Here is a 17,089-nt window from a genome sequence, read left to right on the forward strand (position 1 = left end):
ATTTAACCTATTCCGTCTCATATTTACGTTCAAAATGATGGATTATTCGCTTATACAGAGTGTTTCACATCTGTTTAGGAGCTTCTATTCCTAAAAGATGAAGCCCTTCTTCAAGGACAATCGTGATCGCTTTTACAAGTGCTAGTCGATCTGCCTGATTAGGGCCATTATGCAATATTTTAACATGGGCATAATATTTATTAAAATTTTGCGCAAGTTGGAATAAATACTTTGCTATTTCGGAAGGTTCGTAACGGTAGAAACTTGTTTGGATCACCGTTGGAAAGAGCATGAGTTGTTTCACGATCGCCCAACCTTCTGGCTCGATGTGTCCGGTTATACTTTCTTGCCATTCAGTATGTTCAGCTTTTCTCAAAATCGAGCATGCCCTCGCATACGTATATTGTACATAAGGACCTGTGTTTCCTTCGAACTTTAACATCTCTTCAAGGGAAAATTCAATATGGTTTTGTTTTTCATGTTTCAAATCGTGAAAAATAATCGCTCCAACCCCGACCATATGAGCAACCGCATCCTTCATGGGCAGATGGGGATTTTTCTCCTCAATATTCTGTTTGGCTAGTTTTATCGCTTCCTCGATTACTGCTTCCAATAACACAACTTTCCCTTTTCTAGTGGACATTTTTTTACCATTCTTTAAGATAAATCCAAATGGGATATGAGTCATGCTTTTAGCCCAAGTATAGCCCATCTTCTCGAGAACGCGGAACACTTGTTGAAAATGGAGACTTTGCTCCTGGCCCACTACATAAAAGGCCTTTTCAAAATGATACTGTTCATAGCGATAAAGAGCGGCGGTCAGATCCCTTGTTGCATATAAAGTGGCTCCATCCGATTTTTGAATCAAACAAGGAGGTAAATCGAATTCCTTTAAATCGACAATCTGGGCTCCATCTGAACGTTCGAGTAATTCTAAATCAATTAGTTTTTTTACCGTTTCCTCCATTTTATCATTATAAAAGGCTTCTCCGTGATAAGAATCGAAGTGAACATGTAATAAATCATATATTTTAGTGAATTCATGAAGGGACTCTTTGCGAAACCATAACCAAAGTTGTTGTGCCTCCTCATCCCCATCTTCCAGTTTCTTAAACCATCTTCTTGCTTCCTCTTCTAATTGCTGATCCTTTTCAGCTTCCGTATGAAATTGAACATATAGTGATAATAATTCCTTAATCGGGTTACGCTTGACTTGCTCCTCACTTCCCCAACGTTTGTACGCGACAATTAGTTTGCCAAATTGTGTGCCCCAATCACCAAGATGATTGATCCGAATCGTTTTAAATCCGCATTTCTCTGCAATATTAGCTAGAGCATTCCCGATCACTGTCGATCTTAAATGACCCATCGAAAAAGGTTTGGCAATATTAGGAGAGGAAAAATCAATGACGGTATTTTTTCCATTGCCAAACTCCCATGAACCATAATCCCTTCCCTGTTCCATAATTTGTTTTAAAACCTGTTGATTCACTGTCTCTTTATGCAGAAAAGCATTGATATAAGGTCCTTCAGCGATTATTTGTTCAAAAAGCGGGCTTTGTAATTTTCCCATTAATTCTTTGGCAATATGCTGAGGGGATTTTCGCCATTTTTTTGCCAGTATAAAACAGGGAAAAGCGAGATCCCCTTGTTTTTCATGTTTTGGGGTTTCAATCAGATTTTCTACTTCTTCTAACGGCAAAGTCTCGTTTAGTTGTTCTGAAATAAGCTTCGCATATTCTTTGTTAAAATGGATCATGACAACTTCACACTCCTTTATAAAGTGAAACTTCATTCAGTGGGGGTTTTTTTCATCCCCCACTGATGAGAAGATCAAAGGCTAAAATCGCGACGTCCTGTCGCAACGCCTTTGTGACCAACATCCTGTTGGCCTGAACGAATCGGGGATTTGACTTTCAGTTGATCCCCCACTTGCAATTCTTGTTTTCCCTCGAATTCTCGAAGTGGGGGTCTTACTGCCAGTTAATTCGGGATAAAATAAAAAATCCCGCCTCTATAGATAGAGACGAGATGACTCGCGGTACCACTCTTATTGTTCCATTTTGAACCAGCTTTATGTTGATAACGGAATAATCCGGCAAAGCCCTACTGATTTCAGGCCGCTTCTTAGAAGTGCGTTTCATGACCAATCAGACGCTAGGCTTCCACCATCCCTAGTTCGCTTAAGCCTGGAGTTGCTCATTACTCTCTTCCTCATTGAATGTATCGATTAATTTTCGTTATTATAATGGATCGTCGAGGAAAATGCAACTCATACATTTTTGTTCAGGTCTGAGGAGCCTCAATCTATTATCAACCGCCTACTCTTTTTCTTTTGGCGACACAATAAACTCGCAACCACGATCAAGACGATGATCGATATAAGCAGCACAATCACGCCTGTTTCAAAGGTTAAAGAGGGATTGTTGAATAAAACAGACTGTTCCCCCTTCGTTATTTTGACGACATTCATATAGATAAATGGAAGGAAATGGGCGGTGTTCGGGAAAAATTGAACACTGCTGACATAGCATATACCTATGATTAAAAGAGTACAAGCAAGCACAGATAATTTATGCGGCAAGATCAGGGAACAAACGTTGGATAACGTCAAAACAAAATATAGGGCTAAAAGTGCCAGCACAAAGTTTTGGATCATGTACTCTCCTAATGGCAGGAAGTGAAAACCCATTCCTTGTGAATAGTGCCCCGTATAGTTGGCTGACTCAGCGACCTTCGCACTATCGTAAATAAAAACCGGATATTGCCAATCACCAAAACGATCGAATAGTACACCTAAAAATAAAATAAAGCCAATGACAATGATACTGATCAATAGGGCAATGGTATAGGAGTGCAAAAGTTTTCCGAAAAATAGACTCCGTAAGGAAAGCGGCTGCGTTTGTAACAGGCGAAGTGTCGCCTGTTTCCCTTTCTCATCGGCTAAAAAACCGCCCACAAGGAAAAAGATCAGGATCATCCCCATCAGATAAACATGTTTATCAAAATAGAGTCCTAATAAAAATAAACCACTACTATCGAGACGCTGATTCCCCTTAATATATATATCTTTTCCAGTTTCCCAATCCCCCAAATCTTGAAAAATCGTTAAAGCATATTTTCCAGGAAAAACGGGCTGAACTTGATGAGCAATCATCCAATCCTTCTCTGCATAACTGATATCGATCGCCATTTTCCCGATCAATTTTATTAATGTGCTATCATAATGAACTTCACCATTTTCCTGCTGCATTGTAAACTTTTGATAGTTATAAAATGTTTTCCAGTCCCCTTGTCTGTATGCTTCAACTGCTTTACGTCCTTTCTCAATGAATTCTTTATAAGAGGCAATCTGTTCTTCTATCCTATCTACACCTAGTTCTTCCTTTTTAGACTCATCAAGATCAAGTGCCTCTATTTCCTCTAATTCCTGTTCATAATCAGATAAAACCCATAAGGCTGCAGGAGGATTTTCTAGTTCCTCTAAATAAGTGGCTTCTCTGTTCTTCGCCTCCTGAAAAACGTAGATATAACCAAGACAAAGCAGGAAACAAAGTAACAGCAAGGTTTGTTTCAACAGGCCTTGTCGGATCGTTTTCCGGTATTCAAAGACGATGGGGCGCATCCCTTTTCTTTTCCCATACGAGGTTTTTCCGCGAGCAAACGGTTTTTGCACGGGGTTCGTTTGGCGATCAAGCTCTTGTTCAGGCAACCTTGCAGCAATACATAACAAAACAATATTCCACACACTGATCGATAATAGAAACAGCCAAGGTGAAAAACGAGGGATAGCCGCTTGCCATAGCTCATAAAAAGAGAAAAATGGATTCCAAGTTATTTGTAGCCCTTCCCATAGAACGGTCGCCATCACACCGATAAAAATCGACATTCCCAGCAGAAGTAAATGCGTAAATGTCTTTTTAATCCAAAGGCTGTACAGACAAATCAAGCTACAGGCAAAACTAGCAGCACCGAAAAATAGGCTCATCTTATATAAGAGATTTTGCCATGCTGGGCGAATGAAAAAATGCTCTCCACCATCTATCATAATCGGATAATGAAAAAACGGTTGCTGGTATCCAAAGACGATCGGGAGGAGGAAGCTGATCGAAGCAACTATAAAAACAGAGAAGAGCAGGAAGATAAGTAGGCTGATATATTTTGTGATTATGCGTTTCCAGCCCGGAATAGGCTGTGTTTTTAATGTTAGCCAGGTTTGCTGTTCTCGTTCATCACTAATCGTGCCACCGAAAAACAGCACAAAAATAATCAGCCCCCAGATTCCAAGTTGAAACTGAGCACTTTGCAGCAAAAATAAAGCAGGAACAACCGGATAACGTTCATCCACATAGGCGATTTTCTGATCCATCATCCATTGGTTTTTCGCTTTCGCTTTCTCCCTTTCCACTCCTTGAACAGCCCCAAAAAAGCCTCCAGCTTGTTCATATTGTGCGATTTTCGCCCAAAACTCACCTTCCCGCTTTGGAATCTCAGCCCATTGTTTATTTTCAATTGCTAAGCGCCATTGAAAGAGAGTATTTCTTATTTGATAAATAATCGATAATTGTTCCTCCCATTGAGGCTCCACTTCCCCGTTTTCCTTTTCCAACTTGAGACCTTCTATTGGCGTTCTTCCTGTTTGATTGACCTTTGCTCTTAGATCTTCTGTAATTGTCGTGACTCCATTGGAAAGCGGTTCAACTTTTTCATAAGCCCTTTCCACCATCCCCTTTTGTTCTACGAGATTCCGTTGAAAGAGTCCAAATGTGCATAATAAAATGATTGCGAAAATCCACCATAATTTCTTTTGCCGCCACACTTTTTTCAGTTCAAATAAGAGTAGTGACATCCGCTCAGCCTCCCTCCACAAAAAGCTGCTGATAGCGCTCTTCAGATCCAATCAAGCTTTTTTCAATGTCGAGAATCAAAAGCGGATCATGCTGCAGAAGGGGAGCAATCTGCTGGAAATCGGTTGTATAAAGAAAAAATTGTTTGTCATTCCGTTTCCAAGGAAAGGGCACCTGTTGTAACATTTTCTCTACGGTTTGCCCATCTTTAACTGTCATTTTATAGCAAACATTTTCATGAACAGATAATTCTTCTTTCATGAGTTGCCCGTTTTTCAAAAATAAAATATGGGGAGTGAGCCGGTCAATTTCCGCTAACTGATGAGAGGATAACAGAATCGCGGTCCCTTTTCGATGCAGATCGATTAATAGCTGACGCACTTTAATCGCACTTGTTGGATCAAGACCATTCAATGGTTCATCCAAAAGCAATAATATAGGTTGGTTGACGAGCGCCATCGCTAACAGCAGATGCTGCTTCATCCCTAGTGAATAATGGCCTACCTTTTTATGAATATATCCAGATATCCCAATTTGCTCAATCGTTTCCGCAATTTGTTCTTTAGCAATTCCTTGTACATCACCAATAAATTGCAAATGGTCATATCCTGTTAAATAATGATAGAGGACAGAATTATCTTGCATAAAGGAGATCTCGCGGAAAATATTGGCGTCCTTGTTGCTTTTATTCAAAATCATGACTTCTCCTTGATCAGCGGAAAGGATATTCGTCAAAATATTCAAAAGGGTAGACTTCCCCGAACCATTTGGACCAACTAAAGCAACAATTTGCGGCTCCGTTATCTCAAAAGAGACGCGATCCAATACCTTTTGTTTGCGGTATGATTTTGAAATATTTCGAACCGATAAAATCATATGGCAGGCCACCTAATCACGTAGTCTATGAGATTAAACTTCGAACTTTATACATACACTAATATTATATGCTTTTCAAATGAGTAAAAAGCCCTTCTTTTTTAAACCGTAAAAGCAAGGGCTTTTTGACTTTGATCTCCGCTATCATCCCTAGCTTATATATCATTTCAAAAAAGGCAGGATGAACCGATTCCTTAAGAATTAGTTTTTTGCTTATTAGAAACTACTGAATCTATCTTCACTAAATAGCTATCTTTCGCAAATAAGATTTAAATCATTATCAGGTTCGTTTATCATCATTAAAGAGGTAGAGAAAGGTTTAGCGATATTCCCGTCAGTGTCGGCCTGTGATTTGGGCGGCATCACAAAAGGAGTAGGATAAGGTAATGGATCCCTATATAAATACCCTGTAAAAAGGCCACATCCCCCAATCATTTTCTGTCTACTCAACCATCCACGATAAAGATTGCCATGTGCCTTTGTTTGTGTAAAATAAAAATATTCATCTGAACTATATAGTCACCACTCTAAGAACTTCATGCCATATCCTATCAGGGGAAGCTTGTACAACTGACGAATTTTCATCGCCATCAGAAGAAGCGCTTACATTATTAGCAAGACCTAAAACTACCATCGAAACAGATAAAACTAACAATAAGGATAAGCGAACTGTCTCTCGACCATTTACATCTTCCCCTTCCAATATTTTATTTATTAAATAATATACCATTCATAATTTATTATCGATAGGCCTAAAGACCGTTTGTAACCATCGAATCTTTAGACTTATCCAAAATACAACTTGTCTCATTAGAACAAGAAACAGTTCCAAAGAAGTAAATATTTTCCGGGCAAACTTGGATATAATCCCCCTCGAAAAAGTAAAAAATGGTCTGATTAAATGTGAAAAAACACTGTTACATCTCATTTCAAGGGGGATTATTTTTTATGAACAGAAAGATAAAAGAACATTCGCCTTTGCAAAGACTATTAATAGGTGCTAGAGATCTATAAGTTCCTGCAATTGGCGGTAAATTGTCTTCATTTCTTCCAACGTCATCCTCACAAGACCACTTGTTGAAGGAGCAACAAAATCGATGACCCCAGGGACCGTTTGATCAGGCTGGGGTCCCCACTCCGCTTTCCTTTTTCCTGAATATTGTAGATACACGCCCTTTCCTACAAAACAAACAACTTTCGGCTTGTAATAGCGGATTTTTTCTACCAATATTTCTTTTCCTTGCTGGTATTCTTCCTTTGTAATTTCTGCAGCACTTCTTGTTGGTCTAGGAACGATATTGGTAAATCCAAAACCTTTTTTCAATAGTTTCTCCCCTTCACCGGGATCATATAAACGTTCCGTTAGACCAGCTCCAAATAAAACCTTCCAAAACTTATTCGTTGGATTGGCATAATGATGTCCCGTTTCACTTGAACGAATGCTGGGATTAAATCCTACAAATAGAAGCTTTAACCCCTTTTTTAGGTCATCTGGAACAGGCTTCATCATGTAAATGTATTACCTCCTTAAAATAGGTAATGTACAGCATCGAAATGAACCACCTGATTTAATGATCTCAGATAAATCAACTTCGATGACTGTATATCCCTTGTTTTTTAGTTGTTTATTTACATTTTGATTCACGGGTAAACTGAAGACCGTCTTATTTCCAATCGATAAGACATTGGTCCCTAATGTAAATTGCTCCTCTTCTGTTACCTCAATTAGTTCAAATTGTTGCTTTAGCATCGAGATTGACTCTTTTTCTAAGGCTTTAGGAAAATATAAGGCTTCTGTGTCCGATAAAATATTAAAAACGCAATCCAGGTGTAAGTATTTTTTTTGCAAAGGCACTGGGACGATCTGATACCCGGGTAAAGCCTTCTGAAGATATTGGATTGCCTGTTTATTTGTTCTACTGCTCACACCAATGTAGACAGTATGGTGATGCACAAGCACATCACCACCTTCAATCATCCCTTCTGCGATATGTAAGAATGGATAGGGATAGAGTATTTTCTTTAATTCAACTTCCTCTCCCTTGCGCACACTTCTAGCCATCTGTGAAACACAAATTTGATGACCAATCGTAAAACCAATATCACGAGTAAATACCTGCTCTGGATAAGCTGGATTTGGTGGAATCAATAATACCTCGATCCCATGTTCACGTAAGGCATTCGTAAAATGACGATGTTGTTCAACAGCAAGACTATAATCGATATTGTCTTCTGTGTAATGCTTTTGCGTTTCATTGATCACTTCACGGATCGCCATAAACTTTGGTTCACATAGAATCACTTTTCGTAATGTTTCATATTCACTGTTGCAGAGAACCTGTTCCTGTTTATTCTGGATTGTCATTGTCCTACTCCTTGTTATGTAATTGGTTTTATTCAAACACTCAGTATGATCATTTTTCCCGAAAAATGATAAAAGTAACTAATTGGTCTTTAAATCGACCATTTAGTTACTTCGTTCTAGCGTTTGTCACTCTACTTTTAATACCCAGTTAAATGGATCCTCTTTTATTCCCGTTTGAATTCCTGTTAAGGTATCATAAATTTTTTTCGAAAGTTCCCCGGTTTCTCCATTATGAATGGTCAGTTTATGATTCTCCCAATTAAGCTCTCCAATTGGAGAAATAACTGCGGCTGTACCCGTTCCAAAGGCTTCCTCAAGTTTGCCCTCTCCATGAGCTTGGTAAATCTCTTCCATTGAAATTTTCTTTTCTATAACGGGGATATTCCAATGTTTTAATAATTCAATCACTGATTTCCTTGTAATACCTTCCAAAATACTCCCATTCAGTTCAGGCGTGACCACTTCTCCATTGATTTTAAAGAACACATTCATACTACCGACTTCTTCGATATATTTATGCTCTTTTCCATCCAACCATAGCACTTGCGAGTAGCCTTCCGCTTCCGCCTCTTCTTGGGCTTTTAAAGAGCTGGCATAGTTTCCTGCCGTTTTGGCATTCCCTGTTCCCCCTTTTACGGCGCGGACATACTCACTTTCCACGGCGATCTTTACGGGGTTAATCCCTTCTTTATAATAAGCTCCTACGGGGGATAGAATGATCACAAATTGATAGGTCGTTGATGGTGCAACACCCAAATAAGGCTCAGTCGCAAAAACAAATGGCCGAATATAGAGAGAGGTCCCTTCTTTATTCGGGATCCAGTCACGATCAATGGAAATCAATTTTTTCAATGCCTCTAAGCCTAAATCTTCATCAATCTCTGGAATGCATAAACGTCGATTGGACCGATTCATCCGTTTCATATTTTCTTCAGGTCGAAACAGCAAGACATCCTGATCTTTTGTTATATAGGCTTTCAATCCCTCAAAAACCGTTTGACCGTAATGGAAAATAATCGCAGCCGGATCTAATACAATCGGTTGATAGGGGATAACGCGAGCATCAAACCAACCTTTATCTTTTGAATAATCCATTACAAACATGTGATCAGTGAAAAAACGACCAAAAGGAAGTTGTTCTTGTGCTGGTTTATCTTTTTTATGCTGGCTTAATTGTACCTTGATCTCTTGCATATGGCTTTCTCCTTATCTATTCATTTCGTACTTGCCCATTTCCGTAAATAAAGAATTTAGATGATGTGAGTGCTTCTAAGCCCATAGGCCCGCGTGCATGCAGTTTTTGCGTACTGATTCCAATCTCCGCACCATAACCAAATTCAAATCCATCCGTAAAACGAGTGGAGGCATTATGATAGACAACCGCTGCATCCACACTATTTAAAAATTGAGCAGCGTGTGAATCCTGATTCGTTATAATTGATTCCGAGTGTCGCGTTCCGTAATGATTGATATGTTCAATGGCCTCTTTTAAACCTGAAACGATTTTCGCACTGATCGATAAACCCAAGTATTCGGTTGACCAATCAGCCTCTGTGGCCACTTTTATATTATGACACTCCTTTACGATGATTTCATCTCCGAAAACTTCCACATCGTTTTCTTGCAGACTTTTGACTAATTCCCTCCCATATTTTTCAAACCATTTTTCATCCATTAATAAAGATTCAATCGCATTGCAAACGGACGGGCGTTGTAATTTCGCATTTAATACCACTGATTTGGCCATTTCCCAATCGGCTGATTCATCGATAAAAATATGGCAATTTCCTGCACCTGTTTCAATAACGGGAACGGTTGATTCACGTATGACGGTTTCGATTAATTTTTTTCCGCCTCTTGGAATAAGGACATCTAAATACTCATTTAAGCGGAATAGTTCTTTGGCCGTTTCACGGCTTGTATCTTCTAATAATTGGACAGAATCTTTTGGGAGTTTACTTTTTTCCAATGCTTGATGAATCACTTTGACAAGGGCGATATTCGAATATTTAGCCGAAGAGCTTCCTCTTAAAATCACGGCATTCCCTGTTTTTAAAGCCAATGTGGCCGCATCAATGGTGACATTGGGCCTTGCTTCATAAATCATCCCAATAACCCCGATGGGTACTCGTTTTTTATATATGTGTAATCCATTTTCTCTTTCAATGGTTTCTATTGTTTCACCAATCGGATCCTTTAATTCGATTAAAAGTTGGATAGCCTGTGACATTGCCTGAATACGATCTTCATTTAACATAATCCGGTCCAGAATAGCAGAAGACAATCCGTTTTCCTTGCCAGATTGTAGATCTTTTTGATTTGCTTCAAGTATTTCCCCTTGCGATCCTAATAACCCTTCCGCAATAAGTTTCAAAGCCTGATTTTTTTCCTCTGTTGTGACATTAACTAAGGTGTAGCTTGCCTGTTTCGCTGCCTGCCCTTTCCTCGTTACTTCACTCATGCCTCTCTTCCCCCTTTATTTATATTTGTACCCAACGATCACGATGGATCACTTCCATGGCGGGTTTCGTTTCCCTATTCATGTGGCGCTGTTGGATCGTGCTTTTTAATTCATCTGATGAATAGCTTACTTCTCCTTTTCCTAATAAACCTTTCACCCCGAAAACTTCTACAACATCCCCCTTTTCAAAGGTTCCTTGCACTTTAAAAACCCCAGCAGGTAATAGGCTCTTTCCATTATAAAGTATGGCTTCTTCTGCTCCCTGATCCACATATATTCGGCCTGAAAGCGTTGAATGAAAAGCAATCCATTGGCGGTTCGTATTAATAGTCCCGATGTCTGGATTGGAAATATACGTCCCATCGCCTTCTCCTTGCAAAATCGTAAGGAGTTTATCCGGACCCTTCCCTTGCCCTATAAAAACGGGTACTCCTAGGGAATGTGCTGTTTTGGCTGCCAAAAGTTTGGATTTCATCCCTCCTGTACCAACTCTTGATCCTGATTCATCTACATGATTCAATAAATCATCGGGAATTTGCTCTAAATGATTAAATCTCTTTGCATCCGGATAAAAGCGAGGATTTGCATTATAAATTCCATTGATATCCGTCAAGATGATTAATTGATCCGCATGCAAAAAGCCACTCACCAACGCAGATAACATATCATTATCTCCAAATGTCAATTCCTCTACCGAAACCGTGTCATTTTCATTAATGATCGGTAAAATGCCTCTTTCTAATAGTTCGGACATCGTTTGGAATGCATTTCGATATCTTTCACGATTGGCAAAATCTGATCGAGTTAATAAAATTTGGGCAGGAGTAATATGAAAAGCTTTAAATTTTTCCATATAAGATTGAATTAAAAGGCTTTGTCCGACAGCCGCCGCCGCCTGTTTCCCTTTTAAGGTTACGGGTCTGGTTGGATAACCTAAACAGGCAAATCCAGCTGCCACAGCTCCTGAGGAAACAAGAATCACCTCATGTTTTGCTTTGCGTAAATGTGCCAGTGCCTGGACATGATCAATTAATTTCTCATGATCCATTTCCCCTTTTTCATTCGTTAAGGAACTACTTCCAATTTTAACAACAATCCGCTGCTTTTTCATGTCTATCACCTTTACAAAATAATAAAAAAAGCCCTCCATCCTTAAAAAACTAAGGACGAAAGACTTTTTACTTCCGCGGTACCACCAGAATTGGATGCATAGAATGCACCCCGCTTTGCCTATAACGCTCAGGTTTGCGCCTATTGTTTCCATAGGACTCCAAAGGCAGGTTCTGCTGGTTGATGGTGACGAAATCTTTCAGCTCACAAATTTCGCTCTCTTGCACTTCAAACACAGCATACTAGTCCTTTTTCCTCGTTCATCAATTTTCTCATATTATGACGAATTTATGTGAAAAAGTCAAGTGATTGAATATGATAAACGTGGGTATTCAAATAAAAAAAATAAAAAAAGAATAAAGGGACAAGAGAGATCCCTTTCCCTTTTATTCCTTTTTTTCGTGATAATGTTGGCGGCAGAAGTCAAAAACCAATGCCTCTTCATCCTGCTCGAGGGCAAAATCTAAAATAGCATGTGAATTTCTTTCCATAAATTCGTAATGAAGAATGCTTTGCGATTGATTCACATCAGCAAAAATCACCCTTAGCAACAAACCATTTTCAGTAAATAATTCATCCTCTTCCGGTACCTCAATTTGCAGAAAGAACTCATATCGAGTTCCATCAAGGATCCCAGTTGGATCATGTAATTCCTCTACTGTATATCCTGTTATCTTCATTATTCATTCCTTCTTCTCATGTATATCTTTTCTTTATAAAAATCCCAATCGTGATGATTAATAATATGGCTAATCCAATATATACAAAATAGGAGTAAATGTCCATGATTTCAACGATTTTTGTCCAAGACTCTCCAACTGCCGCCCCAATCCAGACTAAGATCGTATTCCACAGTAATGTTCCGGCAAGCGTCAAAAGAAAAAATGGCAGAAAATGCATTCGAGCCATTCCTGCTGGAATCGAAATTAAGCTGCGGATTAAAGGAATAAAACGACAGAAAAAAACGGTCCATGCACCATGAGCTTGAAACCACGCCTCCGCCCTTAAGATATCTTCCTTCTTTAAACGAAGAATATACCCCCAGCGATCAATAATTTTTTCAATTCGATCTGGATTCACTAAATAACCAATCCCGTAAAGAATAACAGCCCCGAGTACAGAACCTAATGTAGCAAACCAGACGACACCCATGATGGTTAAATCGGATTTAGTCGTCAAAAATCCCCCGAAGGTAAGAATGACTTCGGAAGGAATAGGGGGAAAAATATTTTCAATCATAATCAAAAAGAGAATCCCGATATAACCAAAATTTTCCATGATATTTATAATCCAAGTATCCATTTATGTACACTCCTATACTTTGAAAAAACTTGTCTATGTTATTTTACAAGCAATTTGCATCATTTATCACCGGAATGGCAAATTTATATGTATGGAAGTTTTGTTTTGGATCAAAATAATGAAAGTACCCCCCGTACACTTTTATATAGTAACTTGGCTTATCCAATTGTTATAATCGCTAATTTTTATGTATAAGTCAATGACTTTCTTTAAAAATAAAGCGGAACTTCAATCCGTGCGTTTCTAACCACCAGTTAATCCCGGGATAAAGGAATGACGTAAAGACATGATGCAAAAGTACAGACTTTTGGATACTACGATTTTGAAACATTTTAAACCCAATAAAAAGCTAGCCTATACTGTGCATAAACAGTCAACAAGTAGACAGAAAGATTATTTAGTTACTGTCATTACCCCCGTTTATAATGGGGAAAGCTTTTTAAAAAAGTCAATTAAATCTGTGATGAATCAAACAATTGGTTTTAACAATATCGAGTATATATTCATTGATGATTGTTCCACAGATCGCTCAAAAGAAATTATATTCCATTTTGCAAGAGACCACGAAAACATTACCGTAGTTTCGTTAGATTGTCATTCTGGTTCACCCGGTCGTCCCCGTAATATTGGTGTGGAATTAGCAAGTTCCCCGTATATTACTTTTTTGGATGCAGACGATTGGCTCGATTCAAATGGCTTACAAGTTCTTTATAAGATTTTAGAAGAAACAGGAGACCCTTATGTTGTAGGGAGAACCATCAAAGTGGATAGTCAAGGCACTAAAGTAATTGGTGAACACCAATCTTGTAAAGAAAGAAGAAGTGTCTCTCCCTTATCCATCCCGCATATTTTTAACCATCTTGGTCCGACTGCGAGAATGATGAGAACTAGTTTTATTAAAGAACAGCAGATTCAGTTTCCCGAGATGAAATTCGCAGAGGATAAACAATTTTTTATTGAGGTACTCGCAAATTGTAAAACAATTTCAACGACAACAAAGCCAATTTATTATGTCAATCGCTTAGATGAAACGAAAAAAACCCGCTTAACGAATCAAACTAATATTTTACAAAAAACAAAATATAATGTACAAGTAGTCCATTACATTTTAAATCAAAAATTTGATATTGAAATTGAAAAAATGATTATCAATCGAATGTATGAATTTGATTTAATGAAAAGTCTTCTTGCAACACCACATTTTCAAAGCACAAAATTAAAATTGTTGTACTATTATAAAATCAAACAAATTTTGAAGACAACAAAAAAATTAACATACGATTTTTCGGAGAATTTTTTACAACCGATTCACAAGGTCATATATGAATTGATACGTGAGGGCAGGTATCATACGGTAACAAAACTGTTGGAGTGGGATAAATCAATAAAAGTAAAAGAAGTGGTGATCAAAAATGATCAGCCTTATTTTGTCATTCCCTTTCTTGAGGAAAAATACAAATATATTCCTATGCCCATATTTATCACCTTTACACAACATTATTGTCAAGGGAATCAATACATTCTTCACTTTCAGATATATGGTGATCACATACATTCCATCACAGATGTATTAATTTGTGACGGGAAGAATGCCCATAATGAATATGTTTTGCCAGTGACCGTAAGAGAAAATGGCGAAGCACTTATTGAATTCAAATTAGACTCATTAAAAAATTTACCCGCTTCCATTTACTCCATTTTCGTAAGATATAATGATTATATGAAAATGAATATTAGGCAACGGATTAAAAATGAAATGAAATATCGTTATGAAAACCGAGAATTCACTTTTTATCATACGCCCTACTCCAATATTGGTCTTAAAATAAAGTGAAACTTCAATCAGTGAGGGCTTACTGCTCGTTAATCCGGAATAAATTAGCGATTATAATAGTTTTGTTGTAATTAATCGTATTTATTGTAATAAAACCCTAAACGTAAATACTTAGTGTGAACGAAATACTATTGTTTCGATATTTTCCCTCCGCATGTTATAGCTGGTACTAAGAGTAAGTTCAGATGCTAACACCAGGTATTAATAATTGTTCTTTTTAAAGAACATATCCGCATCTAGCTTATCCCGGAGATTTTCGCGAAATATTATCCGGGTGCAGTTTATTATTTCGAAATACTTTTTGGATATAGTTTTAGGGCGCAAAAAATCAAGCATCTAATAAGATGCTTGATTAGGACTCAAAATGTTTTATAGACATTTTCACATTCTTCTCCGGTTGGTTCATAAAAACAATGAAGTTTATAACGAGCGACAAGGGGTTGATTGTACCAGGTTGCTGGGCAGTCCCCTTCCGGCCTGAAATACCAGAGGCTATATTTAGCCGGCCAAATTCTTTCTCCATTTATAGCACGTCTGGCCAATCTGCGTTCACTTTCTCTAGCCCTCTGATAAAAATAGCCATGTATGACTGCTTCAAACGCATGAGGCTGATACACCATATCTGGAATGGTACGCAATCCTATAAAATCGGAACAATTTGCCCGAATTCGGTTAATTCCCACATTGCCAACCATCAGCATCCCCTGTATTCCTTCTCCCTCACCTTCCGCTCTTAACAATCTTGCTAATAGATCAATGTCTGATCCTCTGGCCTTCACAACAGCCATTCCGACACCTCCCAATCTTTCTATATCCATATCATATTGAAGGGGATGACATTTGTTGCGGTTGGTCAGGGAATTTCTTATTGATTAAAATAGCCTTGTGCTTTTGCAGCAATGTCCTCTGGGTATTTATAACTTAAGGGTTCTTGGTGTAATGCCTGAAAATAATTAATATCACTGGTATCCAGCCCGCCAATAGTAAAGCGTGGAATTAAACGGACATGGGGAGGCTGTTTTCGTTGCGAATCGATTGGAAGTTGCATGAGTAAGTTGAAACTTGCAAAACCTTGTTCCTCCATGACTTTAAAAACAACCTGCAATCCTTTTGCAAAATGGTTCCAATCTTCTTTCTTAATATCAAGAATGGATTCGGTTTTTTGAAAAATAGCAAGGAAATCATTATGTCCCTTTGGAGCAAAGGCATGCATCCAGGCGATCTTTCCTTTTTCTCCAATCCATCTCTCTCCCGCGACCTTTTCTTGTTTACAAAGTTCCTCGAAATACTCAGAGCCAGTTTTTTCTTGAAAGGCTTCCGTATCATCATTTAGGCGCTGTTGATAATTAGTCGCTGATTCCGATACAATCACATGTAAATGAGGATGAAGAATACTTCCGCCTGAATACGGTAAGTAGTTCCAATTAATCGAAGCATATTTTGCTTTAGGATCAGACTTTACGACATTTTGAATATAGATTTGGGCAGCCATAAAAGCATTTGTGATCATTTCGGAAGTAAATTCAGCTAATCTGACATAATGTTGATCAGAAAAAACGACAACGCCGTTATGTTTACTGTATGGAAACAGGTTTGGAAAACAAATAGCGTCTCCCGCAATAATTCGTCCTTCCTCTGCGATATTTTTTGAAAAAACAGGTGTCATGTTTAAAATATTCTCAGGGCAAAACGGACAGTTTTTACCGCCTGTATTGGTAGCGGCTTCGGAATAATCAGGTGGTGTTAAAGTAAGTCCAGCATCAAAGATAATCCGTGAAGTCTCGCCTGTTAATGGATCAAAGCGAATTTCCGTTTTTCGATCCATCTGTTCCCCTTTTCCGTCGTAAAAAGAAAACCACTCTTCTCTTTTGGTAAATTTTATTCCCATAGATGCTCCCTCCCCCTTTTATATGAATATAGCAGGTATTGTCAGTATTTTCCAACAAAACACCCACGACCGAACGATAGGGAATCGCGTAATTGGGGTGTCATGAACGCTTTATGACGATCGAAAAACAAGGAATTCCCGTAATTAGGACATCATACACGAGGTAATTGCGATGTCTCACACCTCAAGTGAGACAAGGGGTTAAGGACAGACCAGAATTTATTTTCCCCCAAAATGAGACGGTATAATGCACTTTTAAGAGATGGGAATGGAAAAAATTCGAAAATCCACCCCAAAAAATAAGAAAACAGATGAAACCTTGCCCTATAAGGTTTAAAATAGTTAGTAACCAAAAAACCATTAAACCGAGGGGGTTCATCTGTATGGCTATTATACCACAAATGAA

General features: G+C 38.3%; 13 protein-coding genes and 1 other annotated feature. Of the genes, 1 reads left to right on the plus strand and 12 read right to left on the minus strand.

The features are described from left to right. Nucleotides 1–64 precede the first annotated feature (64 nt). The 10 genes from argS to MUB24_RS14140 form a co-directional block, all read right to left on the minus strand. On the minus strand, nt 65–1,756 hold the full coding sequence (argS, locus tag MUB24_RS14095) for an arginine--tRNA ligase (RefSeq protein ID WP_244705171.1): 1,692 nt from the start codon (nt 1,754–1,756) through the stop codon (nt 65–67). A gap of 263 nt (nt 1,757–2,019) precedes the next feature. Continuing rightward, nucleotides 2,020–2,227, minus strand: a binding site (T-box leader). Between the two features lie 75 nt (nt 2,228–2,302). Beyond that, on the minus strand, nt 2,303–4,849 hold the full coding sequence (locus MUB24_RS14100) for a hypothetical protein (RefSeq protein ID WP_244705143.1): 2,547 nt from the start codon (nt 4,847–4,849) through the stop codon (nt 2,303–2,305). Between the two features lie 4 nt (nt 4,850–4,853). Then, entirely contained in the window at nt 4,854–5,723 is an 870-nt protein-coding gene (locus MUB24_RS14105; protein ID WP_244705145.1) for an ABC transporter ATP-binding protein, read from the minus strand. Nucleotides 5,724–6,723: 1,000 nt separating this feature from the next. Beyond that, nucleotides 6,724–7,230: a mismatch-specific DNA-glycosylase gene (locus MUB24_RS14110; RefSeq protein ID WP_244705173.1), complete on the minus strand. Its 507-nt coding sequence runs from the start codon at nt 7,228–7,230 to the stop codon at nt 6,724–6,726. Between the two features lie 12 nt (nt 7,231–7,242). Further along, entirely contained in the window at nt 7,243–8,088 is an 846-nt protein-coding gene (locus tag MUB24_RS14115) for a dimethylarginine dimethylaminohydrolase family protein (RefSeq protein WP_244705147.1), read from the minus strand. 126 nt (nt 8,089–8,214) lie between these two features. Next, on the minus strand, nt 8,215–9,282 hold the full coding sequence (locus tag MUB24_RS14120; RefSeq protein ID WP_244705150.1) for a branched-chain amino acid aminotransferase: 1,068 nt from the start codon (nt 9,280–9,282) through the stop codon (nt 8,215–8,217). A 16-nt stretch (nt 9,283–9,298) separates the two neighbouring features. Next, entirely contained in the window at nt 9,299–10,549 is a 1,251-nt protein-coding gene (locus tag MUB24_RS14125) for a glutamate-5-semialdehyde dehydrogenase (protein WP_244705152.1), read from the minus strand. Between the two features lie 19 nt (nt 10,550–10,568). Continuing rightward, the gene (proB, locus tag MUB24_RS14130; protein WP_244705154.1) at nt 10,569–11,660 is read right to left on the minus strand and encodes a glutamate 5-kinase; all 1,092 of its coding nucleotides are present in this window, start codon (nt 11,658–11,660) and stop codon (nt 10,569–10,571) included. A gap of 385 nt (nt 11,661–12,045) precedes the next feature. After that, nucleotides 12,046–12,339: a DUF6509 family protein gene (locus MUB24_RS14135; RefSeq protein ID WP_244705155.1), complete on the minus strand. Its 294-nt coding sequence runs from the start codon at nt 12,337–12,339 to the stop codon at nt 12,046–12,048. Between the two features lie 16 nt (nt 12,340–12,355). Beyond that, the gene (locus MUB24_RS14140) at nt 12,356–12,961 is read right to left on the minus strand and encodes a DedA family protein (RefSeq protein ID WP_244705157.1); all 606 of its coding nucleotides are present in this window, start codon (nt 12,959–12,961) and stop codon (nt 12,356–12,358) included. A gap of 322 nt (nt 12,962–13,283) precedes the next feature. On the opposite strand from MUB24_RS14140, the gene MUB24_RS14145 reads away from it, so the two are divergent. Next, on the plus strand, nt 13,284–14,795 hold the full coding sequence (locus MUB24_RS14145) for a glycosyltransferase family 2 protein (RefSeq protein WP_244705159.1): 1,512 nt from the start codon (nt 13,284–13,286) through the stop codon (nt 14,793–14,795). Between the two features lie 359 nt (nt 14,796–15,154). Here MUB24_RS14145 and MUB24_RS14150 read toward each other — a convergent pair whose 3' ends face one another. Both MUB24_RS14150 and MUB24_RS14155 read right to left on the minus strand, forming a co-directional pair. Beyond that, nucleotides 15,155–15,583, minus strand: coding sequence for a cell wall hydrolase (locus tag MUB24_RS14150; RefSeq protein WP_244705161.1), 429 nt, complete (start codon nt 15,581–15,583; stop codon nt 15,155–15,157). Between the two features lie 77 nt (nt 15,584–15,660). Then, the gene (locus MUB24_RS14155) at nt 15,661–16,683 is read right to left on the minus strand and encodes a hypothetical protein (protein WP_244705163.1); all 1,023 of its coding nucleotides are present in this window, start codon (nt 16,681–16,683) and stop codon (nt 15,661–15,663) included. Nucleotides 16,684–17,089: the final 406 nt, after the last annotated feature.

It is taken from the genome of Lederbergia sp. NSJ-179, from assembly GCF_022867885.1.
In the GTDB taxonomy this organism is placed as follows: domain Bacteria; phylum Bacillota; class Bacilli; order Bacillales; family Bacillaceae_C; genus Lederbergia.

Excerpts from the sequence above, each read along its gene's own strand:
- MUB24_RS14120 (WP_244705150.1), bottom strand. The coding sequence starts at position 9,282 with ATGCAAGAGATCAAGGTACAATTAAGCCAGCATAAAAAAGATAAACCA.
- MUB24_RS14155 (WP_244705163.1), bottom strand. The coding sequence starts at position 16,683 with ATGGGAATAAAATTTACCAAAAGAGAAGAGTGGTTTTCTTTTTACGAC.
- MUB24_RS14105 (WP_244705145.1), bottom strand. The coding sequence starts at position 5,723 with ATGATTTTATCGGTTCGAAATATTTCAAAATCATACCGCAAACAAAAG.
- MUB24_RS14150 (WP_244705161.1), bottom strand. The coding sequence starts at position 15,583 with ATGGCTGTTGTGAAGGCCAGAGGATCAGACATTGATCTATTAGCAAGA.
- MUB24_RS14125 (WP_244705152.1), bottom strand. The coding sequence starts at position 10,549 with ATGAGTGAAGTAACGAGGAAAGGGCAGGCAGCGAAACAGGCAAGCTAC.
- MUB24_RS14100 (WP_244705143.1), bottom strand. The coding sequence starts at position 4,849 with ATGTCACTACTCTTATTTGAACTGAAAAAAGTGTGGCGGCAAAAGAAA.
- MUB24_RS14140 (WP_244705157.1), bottom strand. The coding sequence starts at position 12,961 with ATGGATACTTGGATTATAAATATCATGGAAAATTTTGGTTATATCGGG.
- MUB24_RS14110 (WP_244705173.1), bottom strand. The coding sequence starts at position 7,230 with ATGAAGCCTGTTCCAGATGACCTAAAAAAGGGGTTAAAGCTTCTATTT.
- MUB24_RS14135 (WP_244705155.1), bottom strand. The coding sequence starts at position 12,339 with ATGAAGATAACAGGATATACAGTAGAGGAATTACATGATCCAACTGGG.
- proB (WP_244705154.1), bottom strand. The coding sequence starts at position 11,660 with ATGAAAAAGCAGCGGATTGTTGTTAAAATTGGAAGTAGTTCCTTAACG.
- MUB24_RS14115 (WP_244705147.1), bottom strand. The coding sequence starts at position 8,088 with ATGACAATCCAGAATAAACAGGAACAGGTTCTCTGCAACAGTGAATAT.